This is a genomic window from Burkholderia sp. Se-20378, from assembly GCF_017104665.1.
GTDB classification, from domain to species: domain Bacteria; phylum Pseudomonadota; class Gammaproteobacteria; order Burkholderiales; family Burkholderiaceae; genus Burkholderia; species Burkholderia lata.
In genome coordinates this window covers 1-1,273 of record NZ_JAAGPG010001112.1, presented here as the reverse complement: position 1 = coordinate 1,273, position 1,273 = coordinate 1, and the positions used below count along the sequence as shown (strand labels likewise).

The following is a 1,273-nucleotide window of genomic DNA, read 5'->3' as shown; positions in this document are numbered from 1 at the left end:
GCGATAGCCGCCGCGCTGCGCGACGTACAGCACGCACGCGTGGCACAGCGTCAGCGCGCCGAGCGCGATCGTCCACTGCAGCACGGCCGCATGCACGCCGGCAAACCACGCGCGGATCAACGGCACGAGCAGCAACCCACAGGCGCCGTCGAGCAAGGCGGCAGCCACCGCCCAGCCGACTCCGCGCCACAGCGCGCGGCGCGTTTCGGCGGGCAGGCACTGCAAACGTTTGAGCGATTTCATCATCACGCGGCCTCCCCGTCTGCGGCGCCGCGTTCGCTCCATAGCCGCGCGTACAGCCCGCGCGCGGCCAGCAACGACGCATGCGTGCCACGCTCGACGAGGCGGCCGCGATCCATCACGAGAATCTGGTCTGCATGCCGGATCGCGTCGAGATCGTGACTGACGATCACGCGCGTGCGCGCGTCGCCGCGCAGCGCATTGCGCAATGCACGCCCGGTTTGCGGATCGAGCGCCGAGGCCGGTTCGTCGAGCAGCAGCAGCGGCGCCGGCGACAACAGCGCACGCGCGATCGCCAGCCGCTGCAGTTCGCCGCCGGACAGCCGCACGTCACGACCGCATATGCAGTCGTAGCCGCCCGGCAACGCGTCGATGCGTTCGTCGAGGCAGGCCGCGCGCGCGGCTGCGCGAATCGCGTCGCGATCGGCGTCCGGCCGGTAAAGCGCGATGTTCGCGGCAATCGACACGTCGAGCGCGGCGGCTTGCTGGAACACCATCGCGACCTGTTCGCGCCGCGTATCCGACGCGAGCAGCCGCAGGTCGGCGCCACCGAGCCGCACCGTGCCGTGGTCCGGATCCATGAAGCGCGCGAGCAGCATCAGCAGCGTGCTCTTGCCCGCGCCCGACGGCCCGACGATCGCGGTGGTCGTGCCGGCCGCGAGCGTCGCGTCGATGTCGCGCAGAATCGGCGTGCCGTCGATGTCGACACTCACGCCGCGCAATTCGATCGATGCATCGCGCGGCACCTGTGCAGCGCTATCGGCTGGCTCGGGCAGAACCGGCTGCACGAGCAACGAATCGAGGCGTGCAGCGGCCGCGCGTGCTTCGCGCAATGCGTCGGCGCCGTGGCCGAGCGCGCGCACCGGCGCGGCGACCGCCCAGATCAGCAGCGCGAACGCGCAGAGTTCGCCGACCGGCAAGCGGCCAGATCGGCAGCGCGTCGGGTAGGGTAAGAGTGTGCGCACGCGGCCACGACTCTGCGGGCCCCGTCCCGAGTCGTCTACAGAGACATCACACCAAACACACTCAGTAA

2 pseudogenes are annotated in these 1,273 nt (G+C 70.6%); both read right to left on the bottom strand.

Annotation, left to right across the window (positions count from 1 at the left end):
- Window positions 1-246: pseudogene (locus G3N93_RS40460) on the bottom strand (ABC transporter ATP-binding protein); the annotation flags it as partial.
- Window positions 246-1,163, bottom strand: a pseudogene (locus tag G3N93_RS40455) (ATP-binding cassette domain-containing protein); the annotation flags it as partial. The pseudogenes G3N93_RS40455 and G3N93_RS40460, both read right to left, overlap by 1 nt.
- Between the last annotated feature and the right edge of the window lie 110 nt (window positions 1,164-1,273).